The sequence below is a fragment of the Aeromonas sp. genome, from assembly GCF_051657805.1.
Classification (GTDB): Bacteria; Pseudomonadota; Gammaproteobacteria; order Enterobacterales; family Aeromonadaceae; genus Aeromonas.
The window spans coordinates 537,877-564,357 of record NZ_JBOFLJ010000024.1 but is presented as its reverse complement, the minus strand read 5'-3'; the positions used below and the strand labels follow the sequence as shown (position 1 = coordinate 564,357).

At 60.3% G+C, this 26,481-nt stretch carries 24 protein-coding genes; 9 read left to right on the top strand and 15 right to left on the bottom strand.

Going from position 1 to position 26,481, the window contains the following annotated elements; genetic code table 11:
• Positions 1-92 precede the first annotated feature (92 nt).
• The 6 genes from ACRCYW_RS11610 to queF all read right to left on the bottom strand — a co-directional run bounded on the left by ACRCYW_RS11610 (position 93) and on the right by queF (position 8,637).
• Positions 93-1,100: an isocitrate dehydrogenase gene (locus ACRCYW_RS11610; RefSeq protein ID WP_438550250.1), complete on the bottom strand. Its 1,008-nt coding sequence runs from the start codon at positions 1,098-1,100 to the stop codon at positions 93-95.
• A gap of 150 nt (positions 1,101-1,250) precedes the next feature.
• On the bottom strand, positions 1,251-2,066 hold the full coding sequence (gene xni / locus ACRCYW_RS11605; protein WP_438550249.1) for a flap endonuclease Xni: 816 nt from the start codon (positions 2,064-2,066) through the stop codon (positions 1,251-1,253).
• 135 nt (positions 2,067-2,201) lie between these two features.
• A complete protein-coding gene (ppnN, locus tag ACRCYW_RS11600) occupies positions 2,202-3,557 on the bottom strand; it encodes a nucleotide 5'-monophosphate nucleosidase PpnN (RefSeq protein WP_438550248.1) in 1,356 nt (451 codons plus the stop codon).
• Positions 3,558-3,714: 157 nt separating this feature from the next.
• On the bottom strand, positions 3,715-5,316 hold the full coding sequence (locus ACRCYW_RS11595; RefSeq protein WP_438550247.1) for a diguanylate cyclase: 1,602 nt from the start codon (positions 5,314-5,316) through the stop codon (positions 3,715-3,717).
• 83 nt (positions 5,317-5,399) lie between these two features.
• Positions 5,400-7,670 carry a hypothetical protein gene (locus tag ACRCYW_RS11590; RefSeq protein ID WP_438550246.1) on the bottom strand — a complete coding sequence of 757 codons (2,271 nt, stop codon included), beginning with the start codon at positions 7,668-7,670 and terminating at the stop codon, positions 5,400-5,402.
• Positions 7,671-7,785: 115 nt separating this feature from the next.
• Positions 7,786-8,637: an NADPH-dependent 7-cyano-7-deazaguanine reductase QueF gene (queF, locus tag ACRCYW_RS11585; protein ID WP_438550245.1), complete on the bottom strand. Its 852-nt coding sequence runs from the start codon at positions 8,635-8,637 to the stop codon at positions 7,786-7,788.
• Positions 8,638-8,727: 90 nt separating this feature from the next.
• On the opposite strand from queF, the gene syd reads away from it, so the two are divergent.
• Complete coding sequence (gene syd, locus ACRCYW_RS11580) at positions 8,728-9,276, top strand: SecY-interacting protein (protein WP_438550244.1); 549 nt, start codon at positions 8,728-8,730, stop codon at positions 9,274-9,276.
• 91 nt (positions 9,277-9,367) lie between these two features.
• Here syd and ACRCYW_RS11575 read toward each other — a convergent pair whose 3' ends face one another.
• The 5 genes from ACRCYW_RS11575 to ACRCYW_RS11555 form a co-directional block, all read right to left on the bottom strand.
• Positions 9,368-10,153, bottom strand: coding sequence for a Zn-ribbon-containing protein (locus tag ACRCYW_RS11575; protein ID WP_438550243.1), 786 nt, complete (start codon positions 10,151-10,153; stop codon positions 9,368-9,370).
• A 5-nt stretch (positions 10,154-10,158) separates the two neighbouring features.
• Entirely contained in the window at positions 10,159-10,449 is a 291-nt protein-coding gene (locus ACRCYW_RS11570) for a hypothetical protein (protein WP_438550242.1), read from the bottom strand.
• A gap of 111 nt (positions 10,450-10,560) precedes the next feature.
• Positions 10,561-10,797, bottom strand: a complete 237-nt coding sequence (locus ACRCYW_RS11565) for a DUF2789 domain-containing protein (protein WP_438550241.1) — start codon at positions 10,795-10,797, stop codon at positions 10,561-10,563.
• Between the two features lie 69 nt (positions 10,798-10,866).
• The gene (locus ACRCYW_RS11560) at positions 10,867-11,163 is read right to left on the bottom strand and encodes a DUF3301 domain-containing protein (protein ID WP_438550240.1); all 297 of its coding nucleotides are present in this window, start codon (positions 11,161-11,163) and stop codon (positions 10,867-10,869) included.
• 112 nt (positions 11,164-11,275) lie between these two features.
• Positions 11,276-12,313 carry a DUF3549 family protein gene (locus tag ACRCYW_RS11555; protein ID WP_438550239.1) on the bottom strand — a complete coding sequence of 346 codons (1,038 nt, stop codon included), beginning with the start codon at positions 12,311-12,313 and terminating at the stop codon, positions 11,276-11,278.
• A gap of 201 nt (positions 12,314-12,514) precedes the next feature.
• On the opposite strand from ACRCYW_RS11555, the gene ACRCYW_RS11550 reads away from it, so the two are divergent.
• From ACRCYW_RS11550 to ptsG, 6 genes are all read left to right on the top strand, one after another.
• Complete coding sequence (locus tag ACRCYW_RS11550) at positions 12,515-12,850, top strand: YqcC family protein (RefSeq protein WP_438550238.1); 336 nt, start codon at positions 12,515-12,517, stop codon at positions 12,848-12,850.
• A gap of 139 nt (positions 12,851-12,989) precedes the next feature.
• Complete coding sequence (truC, locus tag ACRCYW_RS11545; RefSeq protein ID WP_438550237.1) at positions 12,990-13,736, top strand: tRNA pseudouridine(65) synthase TruC; 747 nt, start codon at positions 12,990-12,992, stop codon at positions 13,734-13,736.
• 184 nt (positions 13,737-13,920) lie between these two features.
• Positions 13,921-14,361, top strand: coding sequence for a flavodoxin (locus ACRCYW_RS11540; RefSeq protein WP_438550236.1), 441 nt, complete (start codon positions 13,921-13,923; stop codon positions 14,359-14,361).
• A gap of 523 nt (positions 14,362-14,884) precedes the next feature.
• Entirely contained in the window at positions 14,885-16,213 is a 1,329-nt protein-coding gene (locus ACRCYW_RS11535) for a maltoporin (RefSeq protein ID WP_438550235.1), read from the top strand.
• 90 nt (positions 16,214-16,303) lie between these two features.
• On the top strand, positions 16,304-17,281 hold the full coding sequence (locus tag ACRCYW_RS11530; protein WP_438550234.1) for a MalM family protein: 978 nt from the start codon (positions 16,304-16,306) through the stop codon (positions 17,279-17,281).
• 427 nt (positions 17,282-17,708) lie between these two features.
• Complete coding sequence (ptsG, locus tag ACRCYW_RS11525) at positions 17,709-19,142, top strand: PTS glucose transporter subunit IIBC (RefSeq protein ID WP_438550233.1); 1,434 nt, start codon at positions 17,709-17,711, stop codon at positions 19,140-19,142.
• Between the two features lie 251 nt (positions 19,143-19,393).
• Here ptsG and ACRCYW_RS11520 read toward each other — a convergent pair whose 3' ends face one another.
• The 4 genes from ACRCYW_RS11520 to map form a co-directional block, all read right to left on the bottom strand.
• Positions 19,394-19,777, bottom strand: coding sequence for a DUF3461 family protein (locus tag ACRCYW_RS11520; protein WP_438550232.1), 384 nt, complete (start codon positions 19,775-19,777; stop codon positions 19,394-19,396).
• 132 nt (positions 19,778-19,909) lie between these two features.
• On the bottom strand, positions 19,910-20,737 hold the full coding sequence (gene dapD / locus ACRCYW_RS11515; RefSeq protein ID WP_438550231.1) for a 2,3,4,5-tetrahydropyridine-2,6-dicarboxylate N-succinyltransferase: 828 nt from the start codon (positions 20,735-20,737) through the stop codon (positions 19,910-19,912).
• A 135-nt stretch (positions 20,738-20,872) separates the two neighbouring features.
• On the bottom strand, positions 20,873-23,548 hold the full coding sequence (glnD, locus tag ACRCYW_RS11510; protein WP_438550230.1) for a bifunctional uridylyltransferase/uridylyl-removing protein GlnD: 2,676 nt from the start codon (positions 23,546-23,548) through the stop codon (positions 20,873-20,875).
• 51 nt (positions 23,549-23,599) lie between these two features.
• Positions 23,600-24,388 carry a type I methionyl aminopeptidase gene (map, locus tag ACRCYW_RS11505; protein ID WP_438550229.1) on the bottom strand — a complete coding sequence of 263 codons (789 nt, stop codon included), beginning with the start codon at positions 24,386-24,388 and terminating at the stop codon, positions 23,600-23,602.
• A gap of 358 nt (positions 24,389-24,746) precedes the next feature.
• Between map and rpsB the strand changes: the two genes are divergently transcribed.
• Positions 24,747-25,475 (top strand): 30S ribosomal protein S2, encoded by a 729-nt coding sequence (rpsB, locus tag ACRCYW_RS11500; protein ID WP_005303470.1) that lies wholly within the window; start codon positions 24,747-24,749, stop codon positions 25,473-25,475.
• 104 nt (positions 25,476-25,579) lie between these two features.
• A complete protein-coding gene (tsf, locus tag ACRCYW_RS11495; RefSeq protein ID WP_438550228.1) occupies positions 25,580-26,461 on the top strand; it encodes a translation elongation factor Ts in 882 nt (293 codons plus the stop codon).
• Positions 26,462-26,481 lie beyond the last annotated feature (20 nt).

Here is a 26,481-nt window from a genome sequence, read left to right as displayed (position 1 = left end):
ACATAGTATCCATCTGGTGAGGGGGGTAGGGGGATCCGGGATAAAACAAAGGGAGCCGAGGCTCCCTTTTTAAATCAATAAGTTGTGTTCGATTACAGGCGGTCGATGATGGCCTGGGTGAACTCGCTGGTAGAGGCTGTGCCGCCCAGATCCCGGGTGACGCGATCACCGGATTCGATAGTGGCTCGTACCGCCTCGCGGATACGCTCGGCCTTATCCTGCATGCCCAGGTACTCCAGCATCTGGATGGCGGCGAGGATCACCGAGGTGGGGTTCGCGATGTTCTTGCCCGCGATATCCGGCGCCGAGCCGTGTACCGCCTCGAAGATGGCCGCTCCTTCACCGATGTTGGCGCCGGGGGCCATGCCGAGGCCCCCCACCAAGCCGGCGCAGAGATCCGAGAGGATGTCGCCGAACAGGTTGGTGGTGACCATGACATCGAAGCGCTCCGGGTACATGACCAGATTCATGCAGGCGGCGTCGACTATCATCTCCTCGCTCTGGATGTCCGGGTAACGGGCGGCAATCTCACGGGCCACTTCCAGGAACAGGCCGGAGGTGGACTTGAGGATGTTGGCCTTGTGGATAATGGTGACCTTCTTACGCCCTTCCTGGCGCGCCAGCTCGAAGGCGAAGGTGACGATGCGCTCGGCCCCGTCACGGGTGATGATGCTCATCGCCTCGGCGCTCTGGTTGTCGCTGCTGCGCTTCTGCCCGGCGCCCGAGTACATGCCCTCGGTGTTTTCACGCACCGTGATGATGTCGATGTTGTCGTAACGGCTCTTGGTGCCCTTGAAGGAGATGACGGGGCGCACGTTGGCGTAGAGGTTGAACTTCTTGCGCAGGGAGACGTTGATGGAGGTGAAGCCACCGCCGACCGGGGTGGTGAGCGGGCCCTTCAGGCTGACCTTGTTCTTCTCGATCAGATCCAGCGTGGCCTGGGGCAGCAGCTCGCCGTGCTTCTCCAGGGCGACCAGGCCGGCGTCCGCGTAATCATAGTCAAAATCACAACCGGCGTGGTTGAGGATCTGGATGGCGGATTCGATGATGCTGGGGCCAATGCCGTCGCCCGGAATGACGGTAATTTTTCTTTTTGACATGAGGCGTATCCACTTCTAGGGGACAGAGGGGGAGGATTCGGCGGTTTTATACCATTTTTGCACCACTTTCTCCATGTTTCTTTACATATCTCCCACTTATATCAACAGTCCATCGGGCGTGGCTTGGGCGTTATGCTGTCCGGCCCCCACTCAGGATTCAGCGTCGATCTGCGGCGGGTAACGGATATCTTTCAGGTTGAAGCCAAGGGGGATGTCCCGTTTCAGCCGCACCAGGCGCTGGGCCAGCAGGGCCTCGTCTCTGTGCTGGCGCAGTTTGAGCAGCGCCTTGCCGGCAGCCTCCTGCTCGCAGGCGATGAGCAGGCTGGCGAGATCCCCGTGCGTTTGCAGCAATTGGGTGGCGGTCTTGGGGCCTATGCCGGGCACCCCCTTGATGTTGGAGCCAGCGATCCCGGTCAGGGCCCAGAAGTCCACCAACTGCTCGGGGGTCACCCCATATTGTTGCTGGACGAAGGCCGCATCCAGCCAGCGCTTGTTGAAATAGTCCCGCACCCGGATCTGCGGGCAGATGAGCTGGCAGAACCCCTTGTCGGTGGAGATGATGGTGGCCCTCGCCCCGTGCTGGGCGACGCCACTGGCCAGGGTGGCGACAAGATCGTCCGCCTCGTCGGTCTCGGAGAGCAGCGCATCGACGCCGCACTCCCAGAAGGCATCCTGCAGCTCGGCCAGCCCCTCCTTCAACTCGGCCGGCATGGAGGTTCGCCCCTCCTTGTAAGCCGGGTAGATCCCCTTGCGCCAGCTCTGCAGATCGCTCTCTCCATCGAAGACCGCGATGACGTGGGTCGGCTCGCTGCTGGCCAGCAGTTTCTTGCAGGTGTTGATGAGATTGGCTCGGGTGGCGAGCAGCGCCTGGGCCGGGGTGAGCCCCTGCTGGGCCTGCACCGCATGCAGGCGGCGGATGAGGTTGAGGGCATCGATGATGAGCAGGTGTGGCCTGGGCTGTGACATGGGGCTCTCTCGAAGGTCTGGGGTCCCATTGTAACAACTGAGGGGCATGATGCTAACCCTCTCTTGGCGCAAGGTCTTGATAATGAAAGAGGAGCCTTTGGGCTCCTCTTTGGACGGTCGCGTATTCCCGTTTGCCTATTTCACGATCTCGTAGCAGGGGATGTACTGGCTGCCTGGCAGCTTCATCCTCTGTTGCCTGACGAAGCTCTCCAGCAGCCTGTCCATCAGGTGCATCAGCTCCTTGTCCCCGTGGATCTTGAAGGGGCCCTTCTTTTCGATGGCGCGGATGCCCCCTTCCTTCACGTTGCCGGCGACTATGCCCGAGAAGGCGCGGCGCAGGTTCGCCGCCAGCAGCTGGGGCGGCTGGTTGCGGTGCAGATCCAGGCTCGCCATGTTGGCGTGATCCGGTTCGAACGGGAGCTGGAACTCGGGTTCGATCCGCAGGGACCAGTTGAAGGAGTAGGCATCCCCAACCGACTTGCGGTACTCGCGGATCTTGGGCATGGCCTCCTTCATCACTCTGGCGACCTCGGGGGCATCGCCGATGATGATGCGATAGAGGCTGGTGGCCGTCTCCCCCAGGGTAGCCTTGACGAAGTCGTCGATGGCGCGGAAGTAGTCGGCGCTCTCCTTGGGACCGGTCAGCACTATGGGGATGGGTTGGCGCTCGTTGGCCGGGTGCATCATGATGCCGAGCAGGTAGAGCAGCTCCTCGGCGGTGCCGACGCCCCCCGGGAAGATGATGATGCCGTGCCCCAGGCGCACGAAGGCCTCCAGCCGTTTCTCGATGTCCGGCAGGATCACCAGCTCGTTGACGATGGGGTTGGGGGGTTCGGCGGCGATGATGGAGGGCTCGGTCAGACCTATGTAGCGGCCGTTGCGGACCCGCTGCTTGGCGTGGCCGACGGCGGCCCCCTTCATGGGACCCTCCATGGCGCCAGGACCGCAGCCGGTGCAGATGTTGAGTTCCCGCAGCCCCAGTTCATTGCCCACCGCACGGGTGTACTGGTATTCCACCTCGTTGATGGAGTGGCCGCCCCAGCACACCACCATGTTGGGATCGGCGCCGGGCAGGATCGCCTTGGCGTTGCGCAGTATGGCGAATACCACGTTGGAGATATGGGTGGAGCTGGTCATGTTGACCTGGCGGTTGGATTCCAGCTGGGTGGTGACATAGAGGATGTCCCGCAGCACGGAGAAGAGGTGTTCCTGAATGCCGCGGATGATCTCGCCATCGACGAAGGCATGCTCGGGGGCATTGAACAGCTCGAGTTTGACCCCGCGCTCGCGCCGGATCACGTGGATATCGAAAGACTTGAAACGCTCCAGTATCTCCTTGGAGCTGTCGGTGTGGCTGCCCGAGTTGAGCACCGCCAGCGAACAGTTGCGAAACAGTTGATAGATATCGCTGGAGGCGGTCTGCTTGAGGCGATCCACCTCGAGTTGGGACAGCAAGTCCATGCTGCCGACTGGATTGATGTGGGTGATCATAATTTCCCCTTCACTCGCTTGTTATCGTTGTGTTTTCCCTGGGGAGAGAACGGGATGCAACAGCATCCCTCGTCTTCGATAGTAGAGGCAAGGAGTGGGGGAGGGGAATAGGGGACGAGTGCGTTTGTGCGCTTTTTGACCGCTGGTCAGGCCGGGTTCAGTCCAGATTGACCTGATCCCGTCCCGAGTGCTTGGAGCTGTAGAGCGCCTTGTCGGCCCGCTCGAAGGCGTCCGTGGCGTGATCCCCCGGGCGGAACAGGGTGGCACCGATGGAGATGGTGATCTCGACCCGGGTGTCCCTGAACCGGAACGGGATGTTCTTGACGGTCTGGCGCAGGTTCTCGAGGGGCTTGAAGTATTTGTCCGGGTTGATGTTGGGCAGCAGCACCACGAACTCCTCCCCCCCGAAACGGGCGATGAAGTCAGTGTCCCGCAGGGCCTTCTGCAGCGCCTTGGCGACCACTTTCAACGCCTTGTCACCGGCCATGTGGCCGTAGTTGTCATTGATGTTCTTGAAGTGATCGATGTCGATGATGGCCAGGCACAATGGGGTGCCGTAGCGCAGCCAGCGCTTGTATTCGAGCTCGATCCGCTCATCCAGCGCCGCCCTGTTGTGCACCTGGGTCAGGCTGTCCAGGAACAGCTTGTGCTTCTGGATGGTGAGCCGCTTCTTGTACTCGGCGGTCTCCTCCTTCATCAGCCGCAGCTTGGCTTCCATGTTGGAGAGGTGGGTGAGCAGGTGGCGCTCGCGCCCGGCCATGGCCTCCCTCTCCTGCTGCAGGCGGCGGATGGTATCCAGATGCTCGCCGATGGCGCCCTTGAGGGCCGCTGGCGAGTCATGGATGGTCAGGGTCTGATCGATGGCCGTCAGCTCCCGCTCCAGGGCCTGTCCGCTCAAGTGGGTCGCGTTTTGCAGCGCCCGCCCCTCGTCCAGGGTTTCGGTGAAGCCGAAGTGGACCGAGGAGAGGCTCTCGTTCAGGGTGCTGAGGAAGGTCTGGGAGGCCTTGCGCTCCTCCCGGGTGCCCTCGATGATGAGCTCGATGATCTGCAGGCAGATCTCGGCCAGCAGCTGCGGGGTGACGCCGTTTAGCAACTGGCGGCGAATGTCCGCCAGGCTCTCGCCGATGGCCCCGGCGAAGTCGAGTTCGGTGATGAGTCGCTGCAGCTCGTCGGCAATCTGGGCGTGAGCCTTCACATCGAAGGGATCGGACGCCTCGGGGGAGGAGAGTTCGGTGGCCATCTCCTGGGTGGGAGCGAGCAGCGGCTGGCGGGGCAGCAGCTGGATCTTGATGGCCTGCTGGTAGAACTCCAGCAAGCGGATCACCTTCCTCTGATGATCGCCGATGCCATACCCCTTGGGACTCGCCAAAAACTCCTTGAGGGAGCGGCGGCTCTCTTCCGGAAATCCCTTGAGTTGCTTGAGCTGCTTGCTGCCGAGCTCTATGGCGGACAGGGTCAGGCCGATGGACTCTTCCAGCGCGTTGCTGTGTTGTTGCAGCAGTTTCTCGATGAGCGCCAGGTCCCCATCGAGAGAGGATAGGGGGGGATTGCCGTCCAGTTTCTGTCTGAGCTTGGCGAGCCGATTGTCCAGCTCACGATCGTGACCGTGGCAGGCCTGCATCAGTTTGCCGATAAACTGGATGCTGCGGGTTCGTTCGGCATCGGAGAACGAGGCCATGCCATCGAGCTCCTGCTGTTTCTGCTGGAGGGATTCCCTGAGTCTTGCCAGTTGTCCTGTTACGGCAGCGATGTCATTCATTGTTCAGGTCGCCCTGTTGTCATTATCGTTTTTGTGTCGTCCAGCAACAGTAAGCCAATGAAAGACCCCGTTGAGTACCTTTTTTACGGGTTATCCAGCACTTTCGTCCGTGCGAGTGCTTGCCAATTAACCCATTGCTTTTCATGAGAAGAATTTACTTTTACCAGTCCCTTGTCAATCGCCATCAAGCAGCATTGCCACACATCGCCATTAAAGAATGCGGCCTGCTGGCAATCGATGGCGGCCAGCTCCAGCCAGACGCTCTGACGGTGTTTTTCGCTGAGTTGCATGGCCCCGGACAGCGCCAGATAGCAGAGGTCGAACAGGCCGTGATGATCGAGTGCGGTCGCCGCTTTGGGCAGGAAGGGGTGGCTGACGATGCCCAGGCTGATGTGCCTGTCGAGCTCATAGTCGCAGGGGAAGGCGGCGAGCTTTTCCAGCAGCTCCTGTGCCAGCTGGTGCAGCTGGGCCACATGGCGCTGCGGCACCACATAGAGCAGGTGACCCTCGCGCAGATCGTAGATGCGTCCGTCCCTGGGGGTCAGCTTGTTGACGTAGTCGCCGAAGGCCTGCTCTATCTCCCGGCTGACCTGGTAGCCGTGCAGTTCCTGGCTGCTGATCAGGAAGGGGACCCGGAACAGCAGGTAATGCAGCTTGTCGTCAAATTCGCTGCTGGCGCGATCGCTCAAGTACCAGCGTTCGGACTTCTGCTGGCGCTTGGCCATCTCCCGCGGCCAGCGGCTCATCAGCCGCTGCCAGTTGGCCAGACCGCTGCGCGGCTCGACCAGGAGGGCCTCCCCCAGCTGCTTGGCGTTGAGACGGGCGACCCTCAGCTTGAGCCAGAGAGTGAAGAACAGGTAGATGAAGAGCGCCAGCAAGAGGCCTGTGCTGACACTGGACCAGAGGTAGCGCTCCTGCTGATGCTCGCTGGCATCGAGCTTGTTTTCCAGCTCCTTGACCTGCTGCGCCCGCTCCACCTGGGCGTAGTTGTCGCGCACCGCTTCCTGCTCCAGATCCAGCTGCTGCTGGCGTACCAGCTCGCTGCGCTGGTGGAACTGCTTGTAGCTGTTCAGCGCCTGCTTGAGGTAGCCCTTCTGTTCATAGGCGATGGCCAGCAGGCGGAAGATCTCCAGCTGGCGCCGGATATCGCCGGTGCGGTTGGCGAGGCCAAGGGCATTCTCCAGCTGCAGGATGGCGATGCCCGCCTCCTGCTGTTTGAGATGCAGCTCACCGAGCAGCAGCAGGGTGTCGATGAGGGATGACTTGTCGTCCCCCATCTCGTGGGACTGGCGGGCGGCGTTGAGATAGTTGCGGGCCAGGGTCAGGTTGCCGGTCTGCAGATAGGTCTTGCCTATCTCGAACTTGAGGTGGGCGATGCGGGTGCGATCGTTGCCCTCGTCCAGCAGATCCAGCGCATTGAAGAAGTAGACCAGGGCCATGTTCATCTCACCCTGATCCCGGTTGAGGCTGGCCAGCACGATCAGGGCATCGCTCAGCAGGGAGGGGTTGCCGAGGGCATGGAAGTAGTTGGCGGCTTCATTGGCATATTGCAGTGCCTTCTGGGGTTCCTGCTCCTCCTGATAGAGCTGGACCATCTGGTTCGACAGCAGGCCGAAGAAGAGCGGATCCTGCAGTCCCCTGGCCTGCTGCTGGGCATCGATGTATTCACCGAGGGCGAGCTGGGGCTGCTTGAGGGCATGATAGAGGTCACCACCGACGGCACTGACCCAGGCCTGGGAGAGCGGATTCTTGGCCTCTCTGGCCCAGCGCCTGGCGTCGGCCAGCTGCTGCTTGGCGATGTCGAACCGCTGTCCCTCTATGCTGGCGTTGATGTGCAGCAGGCGGCTGTAGATCTGAAGCTGGCTCTCTTTGAGGCTTGGATTGGTCAGCAGCTTGTCCAGCTCATCGAGCAGGATGGCGCTGGCGTTGTGGGACCTCTGCTGCATGTTCTGGCTGCGGATCTTGAGGTAGAGGCCGTGGGCCTCCAGCTCGAACTGCTGCTCCTTCCTCGCGAGGGCGATGCCCCGGTCGAGGGACTCTTGTGCCTCTCTGGACTCGCCCAGCTGATCGAGACACTCCCCTTTCAGCAGGTGGGCACCGGTCGCCTGGGTGGCGGTGCCGTAATTCAGCATGGGCTCGCGGTAGCCGTACTCCTGGCGATTGCTGATGACCTGTTTGGGGTTATTGGCGGTGCGTTCGAGGAAGGAGGAGGCCAACTGGACGCATCTGGCGGGATCGGTCAGCACCAGGGTCTGGGCCTGCTGCAGATCGATCGATAACTGCTCCTTGGTCAGATCCAGATCCGGAGCCGACAGGGAGGTCATCATCATTGCCAGAAAAAACAGTTGATTCATTGGATTAAGAACGGCACAGGGGTGCAGGCATGTTATCCAAGCCGACCCCTGTGCGTCCACAATTTACTGAGGGATGGGAGGTATCAACCATCCCTTCCCATGTACGCAACCCGGCTCACTGACGGATGAGGCGCAGGTTCGCGGGAACCGGCTCCCAGTCGCTGCGGAAGGGGTTGATGTCCAGCCCGCCGCGGCGGGTGTAGCGGGCATAGACGGTCAACTGCTCAGGGCCGCAGAACTGCTTGAGATCCATGAAGATGCGCTCGATGCACTGCTCGTGGAACTCGTTGTGCTGGCGAAACGAGATGAGATAGTGCAGCAGCTTCTCCCGGTCCAGGCGCGGGCCGCGATAGCGGATCACCACAGAACCCCAGTCCGGCTGGCTGGTGACCAGACAGTTGGACTTGAGCAGGTGGCTGTGCAGGGTCTCCTCGACCTGCTCACTGCCCGCCGCCCCCTGCAACAGGGTCTGGTCGAACTCGTAATGGTCGACCTCGATGTCCTGCTCATCGATGCACTCACCGGGCAGGGTGGCGATCTTGTGGGGAGCCTGGTCCAGCGCAAACAGGGTGACCTGCACGGGGGCACCGGCGCAGGCGCTCAGGTCCCGGGTCAGCATAGCCTGCACCGCGTCCATGGAGTCGCAACGGGTCTGGTTGAAGGAGTTGAGGTAGAGCTTGAACGATTTGGACTCGATGAGGTTGGGGCTCCGGGCCGGCACGTATACCTCGCCGAGGGCCACCACGGGCTTGCCCCTGGCATTGAGCCAGGAGAGCTCGTACAGGGTCCAGACGTCGCAGCCCTCGAAGGGCAGGTTCGCATCCCCAAGGCCGAGATCGTCGCGGTTCAGGCTGCGGGGCACGGGTTGCAGCAGGCTAGGGGTGTACTGGCTGATGTAGGCCGCCTGCTGGCCCAGGCTCAGGCCCTGCAGCGCGCTGGCGCCCGCGTATCTCTCTTGTTTGCTCATGCTTGTCTGCCCAGGTGTTTGATGGTGCAATAGCCGGATTTTTCGGTCATTCAGAGCGGCTATTTGGGGTCGTTATTGTGGGGGATTTCGATGTCGGATCAAGTCTTGTCTGCCCTTGAGCAGTTTTTTTTACGCTGGCAGCACGATGGGGAGGCGAGGCGAGGGCTGCCTTTGTGCGAATGGGAGCCAAAGTGGCGCTCCCCCTGCGAGCTGGATGAGCCCAAGGAGGGCAAGGTGGCCTGGCGCCCGCATCAACGGCGCGAGCCGGCGGACTTCAGTGCCATGAACGGGGCCCTCGAGCTGACCCTGCATCCCGCCGCCACCGCCCTGTTCGGCCACTGGTTCAGCCGCCCCATCCCCTGCCTCTACAAGGGGCTGCGCATCGAGCTCATCCTGCCCTGGAACGAGGCGGACCTGGACTTGCTGAAGGAGAACCTCATCGGCCACCTGCTGATGCTGCGCAAACTCAAGCGCTCGCCGTCGCTTTTTATCGCCACCACCCGCAACGAGATGACCCTGGTGTCCCTTGACAACGAAACCGGCCAGGTGTGGCTGGAGTGGCTGGATTCCGGTCGCCGCCTGACCCTGGCCCCCTCGCTGCCGGCCTTCTTGGAACGGCTGGAAACCCTGCCCCAGTGAGCGGTCACTAATGACAAGGCCCTTGCCGTCTGGCAAGGGCCTTCTGCTTTGGGGCTTCGTCTTGGGAACCCATGGCGTCAGGGAGCGCCGACTAATCCTTGAAGTCCCAGGAGAGGTTGGACACCAGGCGGCAGGGATCGCACTTGAAGTCGAAGATCTCGTGCAGGGGGGCGCTGAGCGCCCAGTCGCCGCCGCAGCCCGGACAGGGGCGACGACGCTCCTCCTCGGCGCTGAGGCCACCGACCCGGTAGAGGTAGTAATAGGTCGGGATGCCGCTGAGGGCCTCCAGCCGCCTGACCAGGTCGCTGCCACGGCGATGCAGCCGGCTGCCCACCTCACCGATCTCGTGCAGGGCGGCGTGTTCGGCGATGGAGCCGTTCATCTGCAGCTGATCGCAGGCCTCCCAATCCTCCTGCCACTTGATGATCTGCTTGTGATCGCCGTTGGCGATGGGGGGCAGGCGGTAGAGCGGGATGGGGGCGAAGTGGTCGCCACAGCGCAGGGGAGAGCAACTGTGCAGGAAGCTGGTGTAGAGCAGCATCCAGCCGGGCCGCTCGCCACCGTGGCCACAAGGGTCCGTGCTGTCGGAGAGCAAGTCCATGCCCTGCAACTGCACCTTGGGGGCCAGCAGCCCGGCCTGGTGCAGACCCTGCTCGGCCAGGGCGACCTGCTCGCTCTGGTTGTCCGGATGCAGGCTGTCCTGCTCCGGGCAGACCACCCGGCTGATGAAGCAGCCCTCCTGCATGCTGGTGGGAAACTCCCGCCCCAGGATCTGGCCCTGATAGCGCAGCATGTCGAGGTAGTTGACGATGGCGCCCTCGGCCTCGCCGAGGGAGGTGTCGCGGTAGCACTCGAAGTGCAGCTCGAGTATGTACATGAGCCTTATTCCGCGCGCTGCAACAGCAGGGCGGTCAGGCGATCGACCTTCTGTTCGAGGCGGTTGAGCTGATCGCTCAGATCCTGCAGGTTGATCCCATCGGGTTGGGGCCGGTCCACCATGGGTTCGGCGGCAGGCTCGGTGGCGTGTGGCTGCTGCTTCCACTGGCTCAACACCTTGAGCAGCTCGGCCATGGGCACGGGCTGGCTGAGGCGCGCCTTGACCATGGCGGTGGAGGGGGTGATCCCCTTGGCACTCAGCTCGTTGGCAATTCGGATGATCTCTTGGGCTGACATCTGGGTTTCTCACTGCGACCGGCTGGGGTCGTCTTGCTGCTGGCGAAATAAGGAAGGGAGAGAGCTTAATCAAAGCCTGCCCGTCAGGAAAGCAGGCTCGATATCGCGGGGCTAATTGGGTTGGCGCAGCATCACATCCAGCTGGTCGATGGCTTCCGACCAGTCCGAGTCATGCCAGAGGGCATCGCGCAGGAAACCGGCCTGGGCCGGGCTCCAGAAACTGGCCTCCGGCAGCAGGGTCTGGTTGTCCAGGCTGTGCTCGCGGATGAAACGGTGCAGGCTCATCTCGTCATTGGCAAGGCCGAGCTGGGCGAAGAGGGCGGCCATGTCGTGGGTCAGCAGTTCCATTTCGTCTCTCCTTGGCGGGATTTTCGAAATTATAGCCCCGTGTGCCGGTACCGCCCTGCATGGGGAGGCTCAGGACGGCATGCGATGGGGTGGCAACTCGACCCCGGCCACATGCAGCCCCTGCATGCAGAGCTGGCCCTGATAGTGGCTCTCCCCGTCGCTGGAAAATTCGAACTGGTAATAGGTGAGCAGGCGCAGCGGCTTGTGTCCCAGCGCCCTGTGGGTGCGGGCCAGGGAGAGCAGCTGCAGATCATGATGCTGGCAGTAGCGTCTCATGTATTGCCAGGCGATCTCCGCCTGGCGGCGCTGCTGCCAGAAGGCGCCACCTGCGAGTAGCAGGATCAGGATTCCGAGCATTTCTCCCATCAGCGGGTTCCTTGTGCTGAATATCATCTGTGATGGCCTGTCGCCGGCTGGCCCGTTGGGGAGCCGCCAGGCGACAGGCCGCTAAATACCCTGCGTGCCAGGGCGAGGTGCACTAGGCCGAGGCGAACAGGCGGCCTATGGCCTGACCCAGGGCATCGCTGCGCTCGGGGTCACGCAGTCTGGCCAGCATATCACCCCGCAGGGCCGGCAGGGTCACCAGCTCGGCAAAGACCTGATTGAAGAACTGGGCAGGTTGCAGCGCGAGCTGCTCCAGGAACAGGCTGAGCAGCGCCGGGGTCGCCAGATCGGGCCAGAGCCGGCCGGCGATGGCGAGCAACAGGGCCGGGCTGGGCTGGGTCTGCAGCAGGGTCAGCAGCTTGTTGGTGCGCAGGCTGTTGCCATTGCAGGAGGCGAACGCCCGGCACAGGTAGGCCAGGGTCTCGGCATTGGGGGCCGCGCACTCCTGCTCCTTGCCGATCCGCTCGAGCAGCGCCCCTTGCAGCGCGGGGGGCAGGGGAGCGTTTTCCAGGCTCTGGCACAGGGCGTAGAGCGGGGCATCGGGCAGCCTGGGCAGCGCCTTACACACCAGCGCCAGGTTGCGCTCATCCTGCAGACGCTCCGCCAGATCGGCAAAGCCTTGCAGCCCCAGGGCCTGCCAGCCGTCCTGCCCCGGTGCCGCCAGATAGTGGCACAGGGCATCCAGGTAGGCGGACGGGGCCTGCTCCAACTGACGGGCCAGCTTGGCGTGCAGGCTGGCCATCTTGGCCTCGGCGGGGCGGAAGGTATAGGGGTTGTCCGCCAGGCGTTCGGCCTTCTCCTCGTCCAGCTCGCCAGTCAGCTTGTAGCCCAGGGTCTCGACCACCTGATCCATGAAGTGCTTGGGGCCTGCTGCGATGAGCAGGCCGCGCTCATCGAGGGCAAACTTGAGGAACCAGAGGTAGTGTCTGGCTTCATCCGGCTGGAAGAAGTGCACGGCGAGCCAGGCGTGCTGCTGCAAGGGCCAGGGGTAGGGCTCCTGCTGCTGCTCGATACGCGAGAAGTGATCGCTCGCCAGCGGCCGCACCTGGCGGCCCATGTCGAACAACTGGAACTGGGTATTGGCCTGGGTCAGGAATTCGGTCAGCGTGTTGATGCTGGGAGTGGCAGACATGAGGGGATCCGGCAGAGAGTGATGTCGGCGATTATAAGGAGGCGGCGCCAGATAGCCAATGGGGCGGCCCCTCGAGGCGAAAGTGACGGGGCCGTGGCAGCCGGGGGAGGGGCGGTGTATAGTAGCGCCCCTTTTTGATGGGCATGTTTGATGAGTGAGGCCCCAGCCCATGCTGGGTGGGCCCGCGATGAGGAGGTCGAGATGAGTCAATATCTGCTGGTAGCCGGTCTGTTGGGGGAACTCACCGCCGAGTTGCAGCGCCTGGAGCGCTGGCAAGCCGAACATCCGGGGGAGGAAGCCCTGGCCAGCGAGCTGCCGTTTTGCGTCGATACCCTGAGCTTCGATCAGTGGCTGCAGTTCGTGCTTATCCCGCGCATGGAGCAGCTGGTGATGCTGCAGGCACCGCTGCCGACCAGCATCTCCCTCTATCCCATGGCGAGCGAAGTCTATAAGGAAGAGCTGGCCGAGGTGGAAGGGCTGCTGCGCCTCATCGGGCGCTTCGATCTGCTGCTCTCCGGCAAGATAGTGGAGCAATGAGGTCGGCTGAGGGCTGAGGGCTGAGGGCTGAGGGCTGAGGGCGTAGCGGACATAACGCGCCGAGTATGGGCGACGAGATCCGCCCCCTGCGCTCCTGACAAACTAACGTACTAAGTCGTTGCCATTTGGTGGTGTTTTTATGAAGTTAACCCTGCTCTATCAGGATGACTGGCTGGTGGCGGTCAACAAGCCGTCCGGTCTGCTGGTGCATCGCAGCTGGCTCGACAAGGCCGAGACCCGGTTCGCCATGCAGATGACCCGGGATCTTATCGGCGGGCGCCATGTCTACCCGGTACACAGGCTGGACAGGCCCACCTCAGGGGTGCTGCTGTTTGCGCTGGATCCCGCGGTGGCGCGCACCCTGACCGAGTCCTTCGCCGAGCGCCGGGTGCAGAAGGAGTATCTAGCGCTGGTGCGCGGCTGGGCGCCGGAGCAGGGGCTCATCGACTACCCCCTCAAGGAGCAGTTGGACAAGATAGCCGACGCCATGAGCGATCCGGATCGTCCGGCTCAGGAGGCGGTGACGACGTTTCGCCGCCTGCACCAGGTGGAGCTGCCCTTCGCGGTTTCCAAGAAGCATGCCACCAGTCGCTACAGCCTGGTGCGGCTCTTCCCCAAGACGGGACGCAAGCATCAGCTGCGCCGCCACCTGGATCACCTGTTCCACCCCATCGTCGGGGACACCACCCACGGCGATGGCCGCCACAATCGCTTTTTCCGCGAGCACTATGGCTGCGATCGCCTGCTGCTGGTGGCTCACCGCTTGAGCTTCGAGCACCCCGTGCTCAAGGTACCGATGCGGATCCAGGCTCCGCTCGGGCCTGAAGTGCTGGGGCTGTTTGCCAAGCTGGGCTGGCCCGCCAGCGAGAGCGACTACGCCCTCTGACCCCTTTATCATCTGTTGCCTCTGGCCGGGCTGTGGCATGCTGTAAGCCACGTCAGTCAGAGGAACAGGTGATGATTCAACGAGATACCCCGCAAGTCGCCCCATGCCCCCGGCCTGTTTCTAAGGCCTGCCTTCCCAGTGCGCTCGCCCACCTGAGCCACCCTTCCCGCGGGGAGGTGTGCTGATGGCCGAGATAGATATCCTGGTCGGCACCGTTTATGGGTCGGCCATGCTGGTGGCCGAGACCCTGTGCGACCATCTGCAGGCCAATGGCCATGTCTGCCATATCCATGATGAGGCGGAGCTGACCGACATCGATGCCTCCCGCTTCTTCCTGGTGATCAGCGCCACCACGGGGCAGGGGGACATTCCCCCCAACCTGCAACCTTTTGCCAGCGCCCTGAGCGACAGCGCTCCCTATATGAAAGGGTGGCGCTATGCCCTGATCGCCATGGGGGACAGCAGCTACGAGCACTTCTGCGGGGCGGGTCGCAGGCTTGATGAACTGCTGCAGGAGCTGGCGGCCGAGGCCCTGGTTCCCAGGCTGGAGATCGATGCCACGGTAGAAGATGAACCCGAGGTCGCGGCCCTCGCCTGGCTGAAAACCTGGGAAAATAAGCTCTAATTTTTCCATCCCGATATTCGTAAATTATCCCCCGTGGGCCAGCCTCGGGGGTGCCTTATTTTGGGACTCACTCAACCTTCTTTTTAAATATATCCCTCAGTTTGTCTGGTTATTTTTCCTCTGCAAAACATCCAGCCTTATCCTCGTTATTAAGCGAAGCGGCGACAAAGCTAAAAATTAAAAGTTCCCCATTGAAAGCGATTTCAGTCATGTTTTTGCAATGGAATTGGCATTTGCTGACTTAATTGTCATCGAGAATTATTATTTGAAATCGCTTTCAGTGGTTGTGATGTGCTCTATATGGCTACTTTGTGGTGATTTATTGCTTATCTTGGTGATCTTTGAGGTTGTTTTTGCTGGTCGCTGGGTGCGCGTGCGATTTGTCATCGTTTTGTGAATCAGCTCATGTTTGTGGCGAAATTGGCTACTTATAATCGACCCCGGTTATCACCAAAACGTTTTTACGGTGATAAGAACTTGAATATTCAGGATCACACTCCCAGCGGGAATAAGGAAAATGAAAATGAAAGCAAAGTGGCTCCCGATTGCAGCAGCAGTGACCGCTGCCCTGGCTTCCCAAGCCGCCTTCGCCGTTGATTTCCACGGCTACTTCCGTTCAGGTGTCGGTGTTTCTACCGATGGCAGTATGCAGACTGGTTTATCTGCGAATGCTAAACAGAAAGTCGGCCGTTTGGGTAATGAGGCTGATACCTACGGTGAAATTCAATTAGGGTCTGAAGTCTTTAACAAAGATGGTAAGACCTTCTATGTTGACTCAATGGTTGCAATGACATCCAATGGCTCCAATGACTGGGAGTCTACAGAGTCTCGATTCCAGTGCACTGGTGCTAATGGCACTATCAGCGACTGTGAGAATAAAGAAGACGCAACCTTTGCCTTGCGTCAGTTCAACGTCCAGGCCAAGGGCCTGCTGGGTTTTGCACCGGAAGCCACCCTCTGGGCCGGTAAGCGTTACTACCAACGTCACGATATCCACATCTCCGACTTCTACTACTGGAACATCTCCGGTGCCGGCGCCGGTATCGAAGGTATCCAGGCCGGTCCTGGCAAACTATCTTTCGCCTGGGTTCGTAACGACCGTAGTGGCACCGATGATGGCTGGAGCTTCAATGATGAACTGAACGTCAACACTCTGGACCTGCGCTATGCAGGAATCCCATTGTGGCAAGATGGCTCATTGGAAGTTGGTGTGGATTACGCCATTGCTAATCCATCCGATGCTCAAAAAGATTCGTCCAATGCGCTGTATAAGAATGCCAAAGATGGCGTCATGCTGACTGCCGAGCTGACCCAAGGCATCTTCGGTGGCTTCAACAAGACCGTGCTGCAGTACGGTACCGAAGGCTACTCCAAGACCTTTGCTTTCTGGGGCGATGGGTCCTGGTACGGCGCTGAAGCCAAAGATGGTGCCGATGGCTTCCGTATCATCAACCATGGTGTGATCCCGATGGGTAATGCCTGGGAGATGGGCCACCAGTTGGTCTACGGGGTAGGTAACGACATGTGGGATGGTAACGACAAATGGGAAACCATGTCTGTTGTTGCTCGCCCGATGTACAAGTGGGATGACTTCAACAAGACCGTCTTCGAAGGCGGCTATTTCAAGGACAAGAACAAGTCTACCAATGGTTCTTCCCTTGAAGATTCTGGTTACAAGCTGACCTTGGCTCAAGCTTGGTCTGCTGGTTCCAGCTTCTGGGCCCGTCCGGAAATCCGTGTGTTTGCCTCCTACCTGGCCCAAGACAAGCAAGACATGAAGGGTAACGCATTCAACAACGGAACTGCTGACGACACTTGGAACTTTGGTGTACAAGCGGAAGCTTGGTGGTAAGCAGTATCTTCAGTTAAGTTAGTCACTGCCCCCTTATGGGGGCAGTTTTGTTTCGCCGGATTTGGCCATCGGGTTATGGAGATAAGAAGAATGAAACTGGTAAAGATGTCTATCGCGGCCGTGGTTACCGCGCTGTTGGCCGGTTGTTCCGGTAGCATGGTGGTGCCCGTTCAGGAGCACGCCTCCATCCTGAGTAATGCCGATGAGGCCAAGCAGGTGCTCGCCCAGGCGACCAGCTGCTGCAAGGGATTCAACGAATTCAACTATGTCGCCCTGCCAGAGGGAGACACGCTGCTGGCCATCGATGGCAAGCAGCCCAGTTATCAGTTTGACGAGGGCATGAGCTATTTCGCCGCCTATCGTCTGCCGACCAACACCGGCAACCTGGCCATCACGCTGGCCTCCCAGGTGAGCAAGACGGTGCTGATCCCCAAGGTGGTCATGCTGGATTCCCAGTTCAAGGTGACCCGCGTGCTGGGTGAGTCAGTCTTCACCTACCAGCCGGCCCACCTGCTCGACAACGACAGAATCGAAGGCAAGGTGTTCGTCGATCGCAGCATGCCGGGCAACCCGGCAGCCGAGACCTACATGGTGGTCTATGCCCCGGCCGATGAGCTTGCCGGCAGCACCACCATACTGCACCCGGCCAAGGCCTTCGCCCGCGCCAATCATACCGTCGAGCCGGATATCGCCGACCCCGTCATCCCGCACTCTCCCTGGGGCCTGGTGCAGATCAAAACCGTCGACATGGCCAAGGGCCAGGGCATCGAAGCCGTCTTCAAACCCGAGTATTCAGACAAGGTGGCGATGAGCCAGGCCAAGCCGGCAACCACCGCCGTGGCAGCGACGGCGGCAACCGCCACCACGGCCGCCGTGGTCGCCCCCAGCAAGCCGGCTCCAGCCATGCTGAGCGAGACCGAGGCCTTCTACAACAGCCAGATCGAGAAGGCGGTCAAGGCTGGCGATATCGACAAGGCGATGCAGCTGGTGAGCGAGGCCGAACGGGCCGGTTCGACCAAGGCGAAGTCGGTCTTTATCGATGCGGTGAAGCGTTCACAGAAGAACTAAATAACCGTGTTTTGTCAGACTAATATTTATTTGAGGCCTCCTTGTTGGAGGCCTTTTTAATCGGTAGACTAGATCATAGAAAATAGCAATGCGTTACACTTCGTTACGTTGAGTTTCTTTTTGTATTAATGAGATTCCCTAAAATACAATAGGAAACAGCACTCCATATTTATCCGTAATACTATAAAGATGCGGAATAATATTCTGAAAATCCGACAATACCCCTCCTCTGAATATCTTGTGATCTCTCCTCCAAATTCATTATTCCCTTCGGCCCGATGGAAGAAATTCCGATATTGCTGGGTTATATTCAGCTGGTCAAAATAAGCAAACCCGGTCGAATTCAGTACAAGGTCAGATGACGAAGGCTGCCATCTATAAATTGACTGGATCGTGTACGGAAAAAAATCCATTCAGGAGCGCACACATGTTAAAAAATGCTTTCTCTAATCTGCAAAAGGTCGGTAAGGCGCTGATGCTGCCCGTATCCGTCCTGCCTGTTGCAGGTATTCTGCTGGGGGTGGGTGCTGCCCACTTCAGCTGGTTGCCGGAAATTGTTTCCCAGTTGATGGAGCAAGCCGGTGGTTCCGTATTCGGTCAGATGGCCCTGCTGTTCGCCGTGGGTGTGGCCCTTGGCTTCACCAATAACGACGGTGTATCCGGTCTGTCCGCCATCGTGGGTTACGGCATCATGGTCGCCACCCTGAAGGTGATGGCGCCTGTCATGGGTGTCGAGAGCATCGATACCGGTGTACTGGGTGGTATCCTCGCCGGTGGCGTCGCCGCCTGGGCGTTCAACCGCTTCTACAAGATCCAGCTGCCCGAGTACCTGGGCTTCTTCGCCGGCAAGCGCGCCGTGCCCATCATCACCGGTTTTGTCTCCATCGGTCTGGGCGTGATCCTGTCCGTCATCTGGCCGCCGGTAGGTGGGGCCATCGGTGCCTTCTCCGACTGGGCCGCCAACCAGAACCCGGTACTGGCCTTCGGTATCTACGGCGTGGTTGAGCGCTCCCTGATCCCGTTCGGTCTGCACCACATCTGGAACGTACCCTTCTTCTATCAGGCGGGTACCTGTGTCAACGCGGCCGGTGAAACCGTTCACGGTATCATGACCTGCTTCCTGACCGCTGACGACGCCTCCCGCGCCGCCGGTAACGGCTTCGGTCAGCTGGCCGGTGGCTACCTGTTCAAGATGTTCGGTCTGCCTGCCGCCGCCTTTGCCATCGCGCACTGTGCCAAGCCGGAAAACCGCGCCAAGATCGTAGGTATCATGGCCTCTGCCGCCCTGACCTCCTTCCTGACCGGTATCACCGAGCCCATCGAATTCTCCTTCCTGTTCGTGGCGCCGGTACTGTACGCAATCCACGCTCTGCTGGCGGGTCTGGCCTATGTGCTGACCAACTCCCTCGGGATCGTACACGGTCACACCTTCTCCAACGGCTTCATCGACTTCGTGGTGCAATCGCCCCGTGCCGATCACATGCTGCTGCTGGTGGGTCTGGGCCTGGTCTACGCCGTCATCTACTACGTAGTCTTCACCGTGGTCATCCGTGCCATGAACCTGAAGACTCCGGGCCGTGAAGACGAAACCGCTCAGGAAGCCACCGCTGCCCAGAGCAAGGACGAGATGTCTGCCGCCCTGGTGACTGCCTTTGGTGGTAAAGAGAACATCGCCTCCCTGGACGCCTGCATCACCCGTCTGCGTGTCGGTGTGAAGGACGTGGCCAAGGTTGACCAGGCTGGTCTGAAGAAGCTGGGTGCCGCCGGTGTGGTGGTCGCAGGTTCCGGTGTTCAGGCCATCTTCGGTACCAAGTCCGATAACCTGAAAACCGAGATGGATATCTGGATGAAGAGCAACTAATCGTTGCCTGACATCGAGAGTTCCGAAGAGGGAGGCGCAAGCCTCCCTTTTTGTTGGGCGCTATCCGTGCCCGGAAAAGGGGGGAGGGGGAGATCCCGACATAACTACTCGGAGGCGCTGGGCCCGACGGGACATAAAGGCTCTAAGGTGGCAGAAAAAGCAGACTGCTGATGTTGAATGCGGTGGACGATTTCACTGCTTTTGACGCGAAAAAGACGCCCGATGGCGCCTTTTTTACGATGGGTGGGCGTTTACAGCTTCTCCAGATCCCGCTCTATCTCGCTGATCTTGTTCTGCACCACCTTCTCGAGGTGGCGAAGGTCCCGCAATATCTTCTGCTTGATGTCCTGATCGATCTCGACGTGCAACCCCTGGGTCAGGTTGTCCAGTTCATCCACCACGTACTTGAGGTTGGCGTTGATCTCGGTGACATCCTTGTACTCGTGGGTGCCCGAGTCGATCAGTATGGTCTTGCGCTGGCGCGGATACTTGAACTTGACACTCTTGGCGAAGAACTCGCCCTTCTGCTTCTTGAAGTAGATCTTGAGGATATCGTGGTTGGCCTCCTGGCGCAGGGTGTAGCTGTCCACGGAGGCGGGATCCTGGATCCCCAGGCTCTTCAGGTTCTCGTACATCGGGCTTCCTCGGTTTGAAACGTTCCTGACTCATCTATCTTAACCGAGTCGTCATGGCTTGCCTGTGACAGGGGCGCCAAAACAAAAAAGGCGCCATTGGGCGCCCTTCTTGCTTCAGCATTCAACCGCTGATTATTCGTCGATGGAACGCAGCAGGGCGTTGATACCGACCTTGGCACGGGTTTTGGCATCCACCTTCTTGACGATGACGGCGGCGTACAGGCTGTACTTGCCGCACTTGGAGGGCAGGGAGCCGGAAACGACCACGGAACCCGCCGGTACGCGGCCGTAGTGGATCTCGCCGGTCTCGCGATCATAGATGCGGGTGGACTGGCCGATGAAGACGCCCATGGAGATGACGGAGCCTTCCTCGACGATCACCCCTTCCACGACTTCGGAGCGAGCACCGATAAAGCAGTTGTCCTCGATGATGGTCGGGTTGGCCTGCAGCGGCTCCAGCACGCCGCCGATGCCGACGCCGCCGGAGAGGTGGACGTTCTTGCCGATCTGGGCGCAGGAGCCGACGGTGGCCCAGGTGTCGACCATGGTGCCCTCATCGACGAAGGCGCCGATGTTGACGTAGGAGGGCATCAGCACGGTATTGGGGGCGATGAAGGAGCCTTTGCGGGCAGTCGCCGGCGGCACCACACGCACGCCGGCAGCCTTGAACTGCTCGGCGCTGTAGTCGGAGAATTTGAGGGGAACCTTGTCGTAGTACTGGGCGTCGTCACCCTTGATGATGCCGTTGTCATTGATGCGGAAGTAGAGCAGTACCGCCTTCTTCAACCACTGGTGAACCACCCACTCGCCGGCGATCTTCTCGGCGACCCGGGCACGGCCTGCGTCCAGCAGCTCGATGGCCTCCAGGATGGCACTCTTGGTGGCGGCATCGACGGAGCCGGGAGTGATGGTGTCGCGGCGCTCGAAGGCCGCTTCTATGGTCTGTTGCAACTCGGTCATGACAGGTTTCCTTTAAAAAATTCCGTTTGTTGTATCACATTTTTCCAATTGTTTTTAAGGGCCCCGGCCGATTTCTTCGAAAGAGCGGCGTTTTATTGTCCGTTGTTCGTTCAAGGGCTTGTTCCGATTGATAAATCAGAACTCAATATGGCGCCTGCCGAGACCCTCATCCATCCCCTCATCCCCGTTCTCGGAAGGGTTGAGCTGATTGACCAGCCGCTCCTCCAGGGCCTGCTGCTCGGACTGGGTCAGGGGTTCCCCGGCCAGCGTGGTGAGGCTGAAGAAGTCCTCCACTCGCTCGCCTATGGTGGTGATCTTGGCCGCATGCAGGGACAGGCCACACTGCTGGAACACGGCGCCGATGCGGGCCAGCAGGCCCGGGGTATCGAGCGCCGTCAGCTCCAGCAAGGTGTGGCGGTTTTCCCCTTTGTGGGGCAGGAACACCACCCGGGTCGGCACGCTGAACTGGCGATGGCGCCGGGAGAGGGGCTTGCTGCGCAGCACCAGCTTGCCCGGCTCCTGTAGCGCCTTCTCCAGCGCCTTCTTGATGGTGGCGGTGCGGTTCGGGCTGATGGGATCCCCGGTCGGCTCCAGCACGATGAAGGTATCCAGCACGTAGTCGTTGTGGGAGCTCATGATCTGGGCGTCGTGGATGTTGAGATTCTTCTGATCCAGCGCCGAGGCCACGGTGGCGAACAGGTTCGGGGTGTCGCGGCAATAGATGAACACCTCGCTGCCCCCGCGGGTGGGCTGCTTGCCGATGGTGACAAGGGGGGCCGGGTTGTCGCCGTGCTCGATGATCTTGCGGCTGTGCCAGGCGATCTGCTCCGGGCTGTGGCGCAGGAAGTAGTCGGCCTTGAAGTCGCTCCAGAGGGCGTTGACGCTCTCCTCCGGTACCTCCCGCTGGGCCAGGAGCTGCCTGGCCTGGCGCTGGTTCTCGCGGATCTTGAGGCGCATGTCCGGCGGATTCTCGAGCCCCTGGCGCAGCGCCTTCTGGGTGGCGAAGTAGAGCTCCCGCAGCAGGGTACCCTTCCAGTCGTTCCAGAGGCTGTCGTTGGTGGCGCAGATGTCGGCCACGGTGAGGCAGTAGAGCAGGTCGAGGTGCAATTCGTCCCGCACCTTCTGGGCAAAATCGCTCACCACCTCGGGGTCGTAGATGTCCCGGCGCTGGGCGGTGACCGACATCAGCAGGTGGTGGCGCACCAGCCAGGCCACCAGGCGGCTCTCGTAGCGATCCAGCCCGTGCAGCTGGCAGAACTCCAGGGCATCGACGGCGCCGAGTTCGGAGTGATCCCCGCGCCGCCCCTTGGCGATGTCGTGGAACAGGGCGGCGATGCTGAGCAGCTCCGGCTTGCGCAATTGGGTGAACACCTCGTGGCAGAGCGGGTGGGTCTGGCGGCTGGCCGGGTTCGCGAAGCGGTGGATGTTCTGGAGCAGGCGATGGGTGTGCTCGTCCACCGTGTAGGCATGGAACATGTCGAACTGCATCTGGCCGACGATGAGGTTCCACTGGGGCAGATAGGCCGCGAGGATCCCGTACTTATGCATCAGGGTGAGCGGCTGGCCGATGCCGTTGGGGTGGCGCAGCAGCGCCATGAAGAGGCGTCGGCACTCCGGCAGATCCTGCAGCCAGCAGCTGAGGGTACGCCTGGCTTCCCGCAACTGGCGCAGGGTGGCGGAGTGGATGCCGGCGATGTCGGGGTGCTGGGCTATCTGGTAGAAGAGCCGCAGTATGGCGGCGGGATCCCGGCCGAACAGCTCGGAGTCCACGGCGTCGATGAGCCGGCCCCGCAGCTGGAACTCGTCGCTGATGCGGCGTACGTCCATGGCGGTGTTGCCGAGGATGGCCTCGTCAAACAGCTGCAGCAGCATCTCGTTGAGTTCCGCCACCCGCCGCACCGTCTGGTAGAAGCGCTTCATCATCTGCTCGACCGGGCCGTTGCCTTCCCCCTCGAAGCCCAGCATTTGGGCCACGGTGCGCTGGCGATCGAACAGCAGGCGGTTATCCCCCTTGTTGATGGCCATGTGCAGGGCGAAACGCACCTTCCACAGGAAGTTCTGGCAGTCCAGCAGCTCCCTGTATTCCGCCCGGTTGAGGAAACCGTGGCTGGTCATCTCGAACAAGGTGGTGGCGCCGAAGTGGCGGCGGGCGACCCAGGCCAGGGTCTGGATGTCGCGCAATCCCCCCGGGTTGCTCTTGAGGTCCGGCTCTAGCTTGTAGGCGGTGCCGAGGAACTGGCGGTGGCGCAGGGTCTGCTCCTCGCGCTTGGCGCGAAAGAACTCCTCGCTCGGCCAGAAGTGCTGAGGCTGGGTGGCGGCTTGCAGTTGCTCGAAGCCTGCCAGGCGCCCCGTGATGTAGCGCGCCTCGATGAGGTTGGTGGCGACCGTGATGTCGGCGCGACCCTGTTCGATACACTCGCTCACGTTGCGCACCGACTGCCCCACCTCCAGCTTGAGATCCCACAAGAGGGTGATGAACTCGCCGATGCGCAGCCCCAGCACCTCGTCGAGATCCGCCCCCTCGTAGAGAATGAGCAGGTCGATGTCGGAATGGGGGTGCAGTTCCCCACGGCCATAGCCCCCCACCGCGATCAGGGTGAGGGAGGTCTTGTCGAAGCCGAACTTGTGCCACAGTCGGGTCAGCAGCGCATCCATGTATTCGGAGCGGGTCGCCACCAGTTCGATGATGTTGTCACCGGCGTCGAAGCGCGCGTGCAGCCAGGCGAGGAAACGGCTCAGGTACTCCTTGCAGTTCTCACGGCTGAGCTGATCGTCGGGCAACAGGTGGGGGGAAAGCAGGCTGGCGTCCATGGCATCTCGTCGTCTTGAAAACACAAACCCCGGCATGGCCGGGGTTTGATGTTAACTGTGTTTGATGACGCGGTCGATAGTGTCATCGGGGCGCAGGGTCATCACCTCGCAGCCATCCTCGGTCACCAGCAGGGTGTGCTCCCACTGGGCGGAGTCGCCGCCATCCTTGGTGGTCACTGTCCAGCCATCCTTAGGGTTGATGCGGCAGTGATACTTCTTGCTGTTGACCATGGGCTCGATGGTGAAGCACATGCCGGCCTTCAGCTCCAGCTTGCCGCCGTTGCGGTAGTGCAGGATCTGCGGCTCCTCGTGGAACTCGGCACCGATGCCGTGGCCACAGTAGTCGCGTACCACGGAGAAACCGGCCTGCTCGACGATGGGCTGGATCACGGCGCCGATCTCGGTGATGCACATGCCGGGACGCACCCGCTTGATGGCGGCGTAGAGGCTCTCCTGCGCCACCTTGCACAGCTGACGGCGCAGCGGGGTGGTCTGGCCGACGATGAACATGGCGGAGGTGTCGCCGTGGTAGCCATCCTTGATGACGGTGATGTCGATGTTGAGGATATCCCCTTCCCGCAGTTTCTTGTGATTGGGGATGCCGTGACAGATCACATCGTTCACCGAGGTGCAGATGGACTTGGGGAAACCGTGGTAGTTCAGCGGAGCCGGGACGGCCTGTTGCACGTCGACGATGAAGTCGTGGCACAGGGTGTTCAGCTCGTCCGTGGTCACGCCGGCCTTTACATGGGGGGCGATCATGACCAGCACATCGGCTGCCAGCTGGCAGGCAACGCGCATTTTTTCGATCTCTTCGGGAGTCTTGATGGTGATGGACATGGATTCTCTCTTGCGGCCTGGCCTCTCATCGGAGGATGACCAACCAGGTAATGAAAAATAGATGCGTTTGCAATCAGGACAAAATTTTATCCCCAACCCCCGCTCACTTCCAGTGTGATCGTCATCTCAGCGTCAGCCAGCGGTCGCACCCCGGCTCGGGAGGGGGGATTTTTAGGCAGCCGGCCGGTGGTATCCGGGACAAACTTATGGTATAAAGCGCGCCGGAATGGGGAACTTGTTCCTCGCTCCATCACCCTTACTTAAACAACACACACACATCGACACCTGTACCGGGGTGCCCCTCTGGGGTCGGTTACATGGGATGTGTGGAGGCCTAACCCCAATACAGAGGTATAAAATGGCTAAAGTTTCTATGCGCGACATGCTGCAAGCCGGCGTCCACTTCGGTCACCAGACTCGTTACTGGAACCCGAAAATGAAGTCCTACATCTTCGGCGCCCGCAGCAAGGTTCACATCATCAACCTGGAAAAAACCGTTCCGATGTTTGACGATGCCATGAACTTCATCAGCTCCGTAGCTGCCAAGAAAGGCAAGGTACTGTTCGTAGGTACCAAGCGTGCCGCGTCTGAAGCCGTTAAAGAAGCCGCTGAGCGTTGCGACCAGTTCTATGTTAACCACCGCTGGCTGGGCGGCATGCTGACCAACTGGAAAACCGTTCGTCAGTCCATCAAGCGCCTGAAAGATCTGGAAACCCAGAGCCAAGACGGTACCTTCGACAAGCTGACCAAGAAAGAGGCGCTGATGCGTACTCGCGAAATGGAAAAGCTGGAGAAGAGCCTGGGTGGTATCAAGAACATGGGCGGTCTGCCTGACGTTCTGTTCGTTGTCGATGCCGACCACGAGCACATCGCTATCAAAGAAGCCAACAACCTGGGTATCCCGGTAGTTTCCATCGTTGATACCAACTCCAACCCGGACGGCGTTGATTACGTCATCCCGGGTAACGACGATGCTATCCGTGCCGTACAGCTGTACCTGAATGCTGCCGCTGACACCGTACTGGAAGCTCGCGCTCAGGACATCGTTGTTCAAGCCGAACAAGATGGCTTCGTTGAAGCTGAGTAATTGATAAGGACTGAAAAGCCCTTATTAACCAAGCTGATGTAATTGGTTAGCAGGGGCCCTTGTGGCCCCTGTTTCTTGTCAATTCAAGACCGAGGATACTGGACATGGCAAACATTACCGCCGCCCTGGTAAAAGAACTGCGCGAGCGTACCGCCGCTGGCATGATGGACTGCAAAAAAGCGCTGGAAGAGGCCGCTGGTGATATCGAGCTGGCCATCGAGAACATGCGTAAATCCGGTCAGGCCAAGGCCGCCAAGAAAGCTGGCCGTATCGCCGCTGAAGGCGTGATCTTCGCCCGTACCGAAGGCAACGTTGCCGTCATGATCGAGCTGAACTGCGAGACCGACTTCGTTTCCAAGGATGCCGGTTTCCTGGCCATGGGTCAGAAGATCGTCGAGATCGCTGCTACCCAGAAGATTGCCGACATCGACGCCCTGAAGGCTGCCGACTTCGGTAACGGTGAGTCCGTCGAACTGACCATCACCAACCTGATCGCCAAGATCGGTGAGAACATGAACCTGCGTCGCGTGATGCTGGTTGAAGGCGACAACCTGGGTACTTATGTACACGGTTCCCGCATCGGTGTTATCACCAAGCTGGCCGGTGGTTCCGACGAGCTGGCCAAAGATCTGGCCATGCACGTTGCTGCCAACAGCCCGCAATTCGTCAAGCCGGAAGACGTGTCTGCCGAAGTCGTTGCCAAAGAGCGCGAAATCCAGATCGACATCGCCATCAACTCCGGCAAGCCGAAAGACATCGCCGAGAAGATGGTTGAAGGCCGCATGAAGAAGTTCACCGGTGAGGTTTCCCTGACTGGTCAGCCGTTCGTGAAAGATCCTTCCATGACCGTTGCCGAGCTGCTGAAGAAAGAAGGCGCCGACGTTGTTTCCTTCACCCGTTTCGAAGTGGGCGAAGGCATCGAGAAGCAAGAGACCGACTTCGCTGCTGAAGTGGCAGCCCAGATCGCGGCCGCTCAGAAGGCCTAATCGAACCGGTTTTTCCGTTT